The 10,506-nt window shown below is 43.7% G+C and carries 2 protein-coding genes; both read left to right on the top strand.

The genetic code is table 11. The features are described from left to right. Positions 1-209: 209 nt before the first annotated feature. Positions 210-7,499, top strand: coding sequence for a DUF637 domain-containing protein (locus tag ACFIKD_RS08400; RefSeq protein ID WP_375647743.1), 7,290 nt, complete (start codon positions 210-212; stop codon positions 7,497-7,499). A gap of 6 nt (positions 7,500-7,505) precedes the next feature. After that, on the top strand, positions 7,506-10,136 hold the full coding sequence (locus ACFIKD_RS08395; protein WP_375647742.1) for a DUF6990 domain-containing protein: 2,631 nt from the start codon (positions 7,506-7,508) through the stop codon (positions 10,134-10,136). The last annotated feature ends 370 nt before the right edge of the window (positions 10,137-10,506 follow it).

Here is a 10,506-nt window from a genome sequence, read left to right as displayed (position 1 = left end):
CAACCGGAGACATTACGGATGTTGATGTGTCTTATTCGAATATTTTAACCCAATCGACAGTGCGAGAAAAGGGAAATTCGACAGGGTTATTTCAAGTGCGGGCATTATTGAGATTTTAGAGCAAAGGGGCGGTAAAAAATATCGCTGTGCTGTTTACACCCATATGGGTTGTTTTTTTAAGAGATAAAGAATTTTATGAGGAGCTGAAGATGCGGGGATTGAAAGATCAAAAGCATAGATTGGGATATGGATACAAGCGAGGGCAGCGCGTTCTTTGTGTTTTGCAGCGAGGGATCCATAAGGGGCTTTCACTTGTTTTAAGTTTTTGCTTAGCTTTTCAGCCTTTGTTGTTGCAAGCACAAGCGCTTGGAGCGCGAAGTCCTGTTGCACAAGAGAGCCAAGGGATTAAAGCAGCTGATGGGGTTGGCTCTGTTTTCCGCCCCACGGTGGGGAAAGCCGGCAATGATGTGCCGCTGATTGATATTGTTCGCCCCAATGGACAGGGTCTTTCTCATAACAAATATGACAGTTTCAATGTTGATACCCATGGCGTGATTTTGAACAATTCGACTGAGGAAGTCTCGCGTTCACAGCTTGGGGGATTGGTGCCAGGCAACGGCAATTTGCGTTATAGCGGTGCAGCAAAGGTTATCCTTAATGAAGTGGTAAGTGCCAATCGCTCGCGTCTTGAAGGCGTGAGCGAAGTACACGGGCATATGGCGGATGTTATTATCGCCAACCCCAATGGGATTACCTGTAACGGTTGTGGCTTTATTAATACTCCACGGGTGACTTTATCGACCGGACAACCGATTATTGGAGCCGATGGCGCTTTGAGTGGGTTGCGTGTTGAGGGTGGTGATATCACCATAGGCGCTCGTGGGGCTGATGGGAGTTCATTAGATATTTTTGATCTTGTTTCACGCAAGATCAGTGTCGGGGGTCCTATACAGGTCAAGGGGGATTTGGCTGTTATCGCTGGTCACAATCATTTTGATTATCACAAGCGCGAAGCAACTTCTCTTGGCTCTGATGGCAAAGAGCCAGAATTGGCGATTGATTCCAGTGAGTTTGGTGGAATGTATGCGGGGCAGATCCGCGTGATTGCCAATGATAAAGGTGCCGGCGTTAAGATGCGCGGAGACATGGTTGCCAATGCAGGCGCCATGAGATTGACAAGTGATGGCAAGCTGGTGATTGCCAAAGCACGTGCCAAAGGAGCGGTAAAAGCGCGTTCTCACCACGATAGTGTGCATGTAAAAGATTTGCTTTTTTCAGAAGAAGCGGTTGAACTGAAGGCTTTGAAACATGTTGAACTGGCTGAGCAAGCTCGCGTTGCGGCAAGCGGTGCTGTTGATGTGCACGCCGATGTGATCAAGCTCCAGTCTCATGCTCTTCTAGCAAGCGGTATTGGGAGTGATGGTCAACAGTCAGCGACGGGTTCTTTGCATTTACAGGCAGCAAAGCTTGAGGCGGGAAATGGGCGGATAGCCGCTGGTGATCTTTTAGAGATCCAAGCAGCAACAATTGATCTAAGTCGTATGCAAGACAATGATCAAACAGGAGTTTCTTCCCTTGGCGATCTGACCATTAAAACCAATCAAATCAGCGCTTTAAACAACCATATTGGTGCCAAGGGGAATATTGTCTTGAGCGCCGATGATGCGCTCACTGTAGGCGCTGGACATTATAGCGCCGGCGGCTCTCTTTTGGTGGAAGCAGCAGAGCTTACATCACGTGCGCGCTTAGTGGCAGAGCAAAAAATTGACCTTTATGCGCATCACGGTGCCCTGATCCAAGAAGGCACTGTGTTGTCCAATGAGGAGATAACGCTGGATGCCCATGGTGCCCTCAATCACACGGGTGATATTGTCAGTATGCAGCAGGTTGCCTTGACAGCGGGTGGCATGCTCACAACCGGTCAAGAGAGCACGATTTTAAGTTATGATGTGGTTTTAAGTGCTGATGCTTTAATCCAAGCAGGGACTGTGGAAGCCCAAGAGGGAGCATTAACCCTTCAAGTGCGTGATGGGGTCGCAAATAGCGGCACAATGCGTGGTGAGAGTGTCGATGCTCATATTGGTGCATTTACCAATCAAGGGACGTTTATTGCAACCGATGATTTGCATTTGATGGTAAGTGCACAAGAAGGCGCCGATCCGCAACAAGCCTTTCTGAAGAATACATCCGAAGGGGTTCTTCAAAGTGGTGGCGTTTTTGTTGTGATCGCAGGGCAATTAGACAATGCCGGTGTGCTTGGCTCTAGTGGTGAGAATGTTGCCCTCAATGTGGCAGGAAATGTCAGCAATAGCGGGCTGATTTACGCCAAAAAATCTATGGATCTATTCAGTGATGGTAATCTGACCAACACACAGGGCAGAATTATTGCTGAAGATGCTCTCAGCATTGGTGGGCTGAAAGAGACACGTGCTGGTCATATAAATAATGAGGCTGGTCTTCTCAGTGCTTTAGCCGGTGAGATGAAGATTGTTGCAACGTCTTTTGTCAATAAAAGCGCTGAAACGATAAATTCAGACCAACAAAACGCTACACATGATGAAGGTGCGCATGTTTTAGCGCGGGATGGTTTGCGCATTGATGTGGGCAGTTTTGAGAATGTTGATGGTCTCATTTCTACGCAAGGGGCAGTTAATATTGTTGCTGATAGTGTGATCCAAGCAGGGCACATAGAGATTGAGCGTGGTGACCTTCAACTGACCAGCCATGGTGATTTAACCAATAGTGGTACGATAGCAAGCAATGATACCATTGCTTTGCATGCGCAAACAAATCTCAGCCAAACGGGGCGCATTGTTTCTAAAAAGCGGGTTGAGCTTTCCAGTGATGGCATATTGACAATGGGTGAGACAAGTGAGGTTGGCGCCTATGATGTAACGCTGAAGGCAGGCACTCTCGCCCAAGCTGGGCTTGTGGAAGCGCAAGGCGGAGTACTTACTCTCAACAGCCATGATGTTTTAAGTAATTCCGGTATCATGGTGGGCACTGTTGTTGATGCGAAGCTTGGGTCTTTAGCAAATTCAGGTCAGCTTTTAGCCAGTGACAGTTTTACGCTTATGGCAGAAAGCCATGATCCGTCATTGGGGCAAGCTGCTCTGGTTTTAAATGGTGAAGACGGTGTACTCAAAAGTGGTGGCGCTTTTGTTTTAACCGCAGATGTTTTGGACAATGCCGGCAGTATTGGTTCAAGTGGTGATGGGGTTGCGCTCAATGTGAGCGCAGATCTGAGTAATAGTGGGCTGATTTATGCCAAGAAATCTGCCATTTTCTCCTTAGATGGGGATTTTATCAATAAGTTTGCCGACGTTATTGCTGAAGACAATCTCATCATCCGTGGTTTAAGTGGAGAGCGGGCTGGTCATGTCATCAATAGTTCGGGGCTTTTAGAAGCCGTGTCAGGCGATATGACCTTCGATGTCTCAGCGCTTACCAACATGCGTGAAGGTGGGGTTGAAGTTAGCGATAAAGTGGTTGGTCATAGTTACGTGCAAGGAGAATGGGAAGAAATCCCAGGTGTTGATAAACACACAAAGATCAAGAAAAATATCGACACTACGATCATTCGTCAGCAGCCTCATTTTACCAATAATGCTGCACAGATTTTAGTAGGACGTCATCTGACAATTAATGCCGGTGATATCCGCAATAGCTATAGCTTGATTGCTGCCAATGGCAATATTGAGATGCATGGCGATACGCTGCTCAATGAGGGGCGTGATTTAATCGAAACAACTAAGGTTGTGACTGAAACACGCTACAGACATAAAGACTGTAATATGTGGACCAATCCAGGGTGTATAGCGCATGGTGCAGACGAATGGGACGGTCCTACTTTTATCCAAACACCCAAGCGTACCTATGATGCTGTTTACGGCACGATTGAAGCTGGTGGCACGCTTGATGCTAAGTTGACAGGCTATATTGATAATCATGCGGTGCGTGAGGGGGTTGAGCAAGTTGGCTTAAGCTCTGGCGATAAAGGTTTGGCTGGTGTTAAAAACACCGATTTTGATGGTTCAAAACCACTGATTAGTGATGATCGATTGGACGGCATCATCAATGGTTTGAAAGGGCACAAAGGGCTTTTTGCACCGAGTATCCAAACACCCGCACCAGAATCCATACAGGTGCCAACGCAAGATGGGCTTAACTCTGTCAAGACAGAGTTGGCTGGCAGCCAATCACCGGATGTGCCATTTTTAATCGAGACGCGACAGGACTTTATCAACCCAAGTAAATTTTTAGGATCGGACTATTACTTAAAAAAGATTGGCAATTATAAGCCTGAGCACGTGTTTAAAAGATTGGGGGATGCTTATTTTGAATATCGTCTGGTGGGTGAGCAAATCTTTGAGCTAACAGGCAATCGCACTCTTCTTGATGTTGAAGATCCCAATGCTCAAATGCAAAGGCTTTATGACAATGCTGTGGAGCAGCAGGGCCCTTTGGGGTTAGAGCTAGGCAAGCCCTTAACGCCTCAGCAGATTGCTGGGATCAAAAAGGATATGATCTGGCTTGAAATTCACCTTGTCGACGGACAAGAGGTCTTAGTGCCCCACGTTTATTTGGCACCAAATTCTTCTTTAGCACAAGATGTTTATGGGGCAAAAACGCAGCAAGAAAATCTTGCCAGTGCACGTTTGAAAGGCAATGGGGTCACCTTGAATGCGGACCGTCTTACCAATAGCGGTGCTGTGGTAAGTGATGATGCACTGCACGTTTCGACTACGCAAACTTTGTTCAATAATGGTGGGTTTTTGCTTGGCAGCGGTGCTGTAGAGCTCACCAGTAACGGTCTTTTAGCCAATTCTTCCGGTGTTATTCATGGTGATACGGTTACCATGACGGGTGATACGATTGTCAATAGCACCGCTAAAATCCGTGACACGAATGCATATGGTTTTGGTGATCGAGCTGGGCAGAAGGGACAAATTCTCTCTGATCATGAATTAAACATCCAATCCCTTGGTGATCTTGGCGCAGAGGGTGGGGAATTCACCAGCGGCGGTCCGATGACGATGATTATCGGTGGTTCTGCCACGTTTAGTGCATTGGCGCTAGAAAGTGAACATGAGCAGACATTGGAAAAAGGGCATTATAACGCCCAAAGCAGAGAGCACCGTTTGAGTGAAGTTAACAGTGGGGATGATCTTAACGTTGTTACGAACGACGACCTCATCATGGATGGGGTTAAGGTAAAAGTAGAAGGTAATGGGAATCTCACCAGTGGTGGTGCTTTCACGCTGACTTCGGTGCAAGACGTTAACAGTTTTGACTTGGATCTTAGGGGCAAAGAAGGCGACAAATCGAAACAAAAGAATAAGTTTCGTCAACAATCAACTGAAGTTACCACAAACAAAAGCACGGTGGAGTTTAGCAAAGACCTCTCCATACACGCGCAAAATGGGGATCTCACACTTGGTGCGGCAGGGCTATCAAGTGGTGGCGAGATGCATTTGACATCAGATAATGGGAAGATCAAGTTTCTCACCAACAAGGATCAAGATTTTAAGGATGTTTATCAGCGTAATGAAAACCTTGTGTGGTGGAGTGAGGGTGACAAAGGTTACCTTAAGGAGACCATCGAGCATGTCACCATAGATGCTAAGGGTGGCATGAAGCTTGATGCAGGCAATGGCTTTGTTGTTGAATATGAGGCAACCGGTGATTTAGACAAATCCCTTGAGCAATTGTCACACTCTCCAGGCATGGCATGGATCAAGCAACTGCGTGATGATCCAGAATTATCCAAGCAAGTTGATTGGCAAGCAGTTCGAGCTGAGTTTAAAGACTGGGATTATAAAGCCCAAGGATTGACAGAAGCCGGTGCGGCTCTCGTGGCATTGGCTGTCACGGCGGTTACGGGTGGAGCAGCATCGGGCGCTGCCAGTGCCATTACCGGTGCTTTGGGGCTTGGCTCTAGCACCGCCATGAATGCGGCGATACAGGCAGGTGTCCAAGCACTGATTAACAAAAGCGCTGTGGCTCTTGTCAATAATCGCGGCAATATTGCCGGCGCCTTGCATGAGCTTGGTTCTTCCAAGAATATTCTCAGCATTGTCTCGTCGATGTTGACAGCAGGCTTAACCAGCCAAATAACGGAAATGGTTGGTGTTGGACAATCTTTGCCAAAAACCGCTCCTTTTGTCGATCGTATCGCCCTTGAAGCGGAAAAGAACCTGATCAAAGCCGCTATTGGCACAGGCGTGCAAACGGCTCTTGAGGGTGGCTCTCTTGACAAGAACTTTTTTAACAATCTGCGCATCGCCCTGTCTGATACGGTTGGCAAATCGTTGGCAGAAGAAATCGGTACCGCCAAGGCAGAAGGCAAAATAGACACGGTCACACAAATCGTTGCCCATGCTGGTCTTGGCTGCTTAAAAGGCGCGGTTGCGAGTGGCGCTTGCTCTGCCGGTGCTATCGGCGGTGCTGTGGGTGAAGCCACAGCCATGCTCCAGTTTCAATTGTGGTCTAAAAATTTAATACAAAAAGAAATAGCAGCATTGAATGGTCGCCCGCTAACCGTAGAAGATCAAGCGCGCATAGGTCAAAAGATTAAAGAGCAATTTTCTGACTTTAGAGACCACACCATTGATGTTGCACGGGCTGCGGGGGGCGTTGCCGCTGCCCTTGCTGGTGGTGATGTTAATGCCGGAGCCGATGCCGCAGGTAATGCTGCGGAGAATAATAGCCTTGCATTAGCAGCACCGCTTGTTTTAGAGGCTGGAGCAGTTGTATCTTCCATAACTCCTGTAGGATGGGCAATTCTGTTAGTAGGTGGTGTAGTTGTTGTCGTATCCTATTTGAATAAAGATATTGTTGCTACAACTGATCCCCTTGGCAATTTAGCTGTTGCATCAAAAAATGCAGAAGAAGATAGCGAAAAAACAAATCAAAGCTCAAAAGAAGAAAAAAATAAAGATTCTCAAACGGGCAATGAAAATTCACAAAACAATAATGATGATGATAATGATGGAAAGGGTAAAAAGCTTAATAAAGGTAGGAAATATCATGACAAAAAACGCGATGAGGAAAAACAAAGATTAGAGGAGGAAGGATTTTCACCAAGCGAGGGAGAATTAACGATTGAAATTGAAATTACGACAGATAAAGGCACAATTAAAGCAAGAACACGTCCTGATATTACTTATATTGAGGATGGTGAACCTGCATTTAGTGAGACAAAAACTGGTAAAGCCAAATTAAATGAAGTGCAGAAAGGTTTAAGAGAAATATGTAAAACAACAGGAAGCATAAAATTTTGTGGCTCTAAAGCTGAAGAGTATCTTAAGCAAAAGAAAGAGAAGTTTAATAAATACCAAGAAAATCTCAAAAAATTTATAGAAAAGGAGAAACCAACTGAGGATCAAATAAAAGTATTTAATGAAGAGTGGCCTAAAAAACAATTGAGTAAGAAATGGGAAAAAGGACCACGCAAATATAAACTCAACAAATATCCAAGTTATTTAGAAGAAAAGTGAAGTATTATGCAAACCAAAGATGTAACTGAGATTTTAAAAAAACATAGTTGGGAGCCCCATCGCGATGAAGTTGGAGATACATTTGCTTATTATCATCTTTCTGATCGTATAATACGCATTCTCTATGAGGTTGTAGATTATGGAGAAGATGGTGGAAAGTTGTGGCTATCAGTTTCTCTTACCACCGCCGCTTATTGCCTTGCTGGGGAATATTCTAGAGGTGAACAGTCGCGCTATAAATATGACGATATGTTGATTTCTGCAGAAGAAAATTTTGGAGTTACGGCACAGAATCTTTCAGAAAGTCATATCGAGGACGCCTTAAACAAAGTAATTGCTTGGGCGCAAGCACAGGATATTGAACAAAAATTACGTGAAGAAGCCGTCAATCATTCTGCTGTTGCAAAAGCATTGCTTGGTGATATTGATGCTTTAAGATCTGATAAACCGGCACCCCAATTACATGTTCCAGAATTTGCGGATTACGCAACCATAGAATGGATTGATCGCCTTATTTTATTTGCACAAGCCTATAAGAATGGGGAGTTAGACGATATTCTAACGCGCAAAAAGCCCAAAAAGCGCTCGATGAGCCTTACTGCAGCAAGCCGTATTCTCAAAACGCAAGGGTGGTTTTCTACGGAACTTGGAAAGATGTGGCTCTCTTTGCCTGATCGTTTTATTCAGTTTGATTTTGGTTTTGTACGTCTTCATGATAATTACAATGTCCGTCTTGAAGCTGAGATTTCTAACGAAGAGATTTCTGTAGCTTGTCGTTGTATGCGCTATAGGGGAGAATATAATTGGATACGACCTACGGATATTTATAAGTCTTTTAACACGATTGGGGGAGGGATTTTTAGTGGTTTTGGTAAAGGAATTGATATTTGTGTGGGAACATTAAATGATCACGAGCTTATCAAAATTTCTGAGCGGATAATACAATGGGCACGCACCCAAGACTTGCAAGCATCGATAGAAAGTAAAACACTTGTTAAAAAATATAGTTACGATATAGACATAGTCTGGCATTTAGCTTGTTTAGCATTAACAGGTAAAATTGATGTGCTGAAATCTTATAAAAAATTTTTAGAAGCTGGTACGATTTCTGAACATTTGGATGATGATGAAGTAGAAAAATATGTTAACCATGCCGTTGAATTTGCTGAAGAACATCTGAAAATCCTTAATGAGCGAGAGGCAGCAGAAGCACATCTTAGTCCACAAGTTTTGATTACTTTCAATAAAGTTGCAGAGCAATTAAAAGAAATGGGTTGGACAGTTTATCGTGATACAAACTACAATCGCAATGCTTATTTTATAAGTAAAGACCGTATCATCAATATAATGTATAACCTTCAAAGTGATGAAGAAGAGCCGATTGTTGCATTTAAGGCTTCCCTTTCAACACTTGGCTTTTCCACTGCTCATAGAGAAATTTTCTATAATATGCCTCAATATATAGCCCTCAAAGAAGCAGAAGAAGTTTATACAGTTTCTAGTACTGAATTGGATGAAGGCAAGCTAAAGGAGATTTGTACAGATATACTTGAGTGGGCTGATCGGCAAAATGTGAATCAAATCATCTATGATTATGCCGCTTTTCCCCCAGACAGTGAACTTGATCTTGTAGCGCGTCACCTTATTGCGCTTGTTTTGATTGGGGATGTTGAAAAGCTCAAATCTTATAAGGAGAATTTTAGAAAGGGAAATCCTTTAGGTTTTGTGGAAGAAATCTCAAAATATAGAATTGATAATCTCCTCACTCTTGCACGGGGTTATCGAGTAGGTTTTCCGAAAAATGCACCGATTTTGAGTTTGGATCCGCAAACAGCATCTGTTGCTTCTAAAACAACTGCTGTTGAAGCGGCAGAGGAAGTGGATGAAGCAGATGACACTGATGATCGTCTCACCATGGAAAGTGCTCATGCACTTTTAAAAAGCCTAGGCTGGTCAACCGAGAAAATCAATGAGAATGATTATATGGCAAGCTATCAATTGGCTGATCGTGAAGTAGATATTCTTTATAACGACGAAATTGCTAAAGATTACCCGCAATTTGATAGCGCCTTTATGATTAGCACGGGCATTCTTTCCACCGCTTGTAAATTCATTGATCCTACCCACACGGAAGATATTCCAGATATACAGCTTAATTTTGAAGCCAAGGGATTAGAAATCTTTGAACCAGAAGTCACTGCGGATCGTTTAACACAGGCGCTTGATGATGCTTTAGAATGGGCGGTAACAGACATTGACCTTTCTAAAAGACTTCGCTCTGATTATGGCGCTGCTCCTTGGGAAAAAGGCGCCACGTCTAAAGCAAACGATACGGATTATGCTTTACTTCATCTTGGCGCTCTTGCTTTATTGGGTGATGTTGAGACCTTACAATCTTATCGGAAAAGCTTTACGGCAGGTGATCACCTAGGCTTTGACGAAAGCATCAACAAAACCCACCTTGAACGTGCATTAGCTTTAGCCAAAGAAGTAGCAAAGGTGAAGCAAGTGAGTTACGCTTTGATTAAACAGGTGGCAGAAAAGCTTGATGATCCACAAGAGGTTACCAGCAAGGAGCAACCCCGCTCGTGGAAAGAGAAGATCACTCAGTTTATCGGAAAAAAAGACAAGAAATAGCACCTAAAAAATATCAAAAAAATTTCAGAAATTTAGAAAATAAAACGCGCTCCAAAGCCTTGATCACTAGTTGAGAAACTCAACAGTGGTATGGCTCTGATCATGGTTTTGGTGCAAGATTTTAATGAAACAACCTATAAAAAAAGATCTATAAAATTATTCCATAGATGATCAAAATCCCTTTTAATGGATTATTGTCTATTTTATCGGTTATGTCTGTTTATTTAACAGACGAATCTTATGATTTTAGTAAATGATTAAAATGTGCTTTATGAAAAGCATATAATCCTTTAAAGCCTTTCAAAAGAAAGGGATTATAATCATAAGAAATGCTATCAAAACTATTATGGTACTTAGTTTTGAAGGTTTT

This window comes from Bartonella sp. CR84HXZ (assembly GCF_042194535.1).
Lineage (GTDB): Bacteria > Pseudomonadota > Alphaproteobacteria > Rhizobiales > Rhizobiaceae > Bartonella > Bartonella grahamii.
The sequence above is the reverse complement of the archived record's forward strand: the minus strand, read 5'-3'. Positions and strand labels throughout refer to the sequence as shown.

What these genes read in the sequence shown, in the direction of transcription:
- ACFIKD_RS08400 (WP_375647743.1), top strand. Translation starts at nt 210, where the DNA reads ATGCGGGGATTGAAAGATCAAAAGCATAGATTGGGATATGGATACAAG.
- ACFIKD_RS08395 (WP_375647742.1), top strand. Translation starts at nt 7,506, where the DNA reads ATGCAAACCAAAGATGTAACTGAGATTTTAAAAAAACATAGTTGGGAG.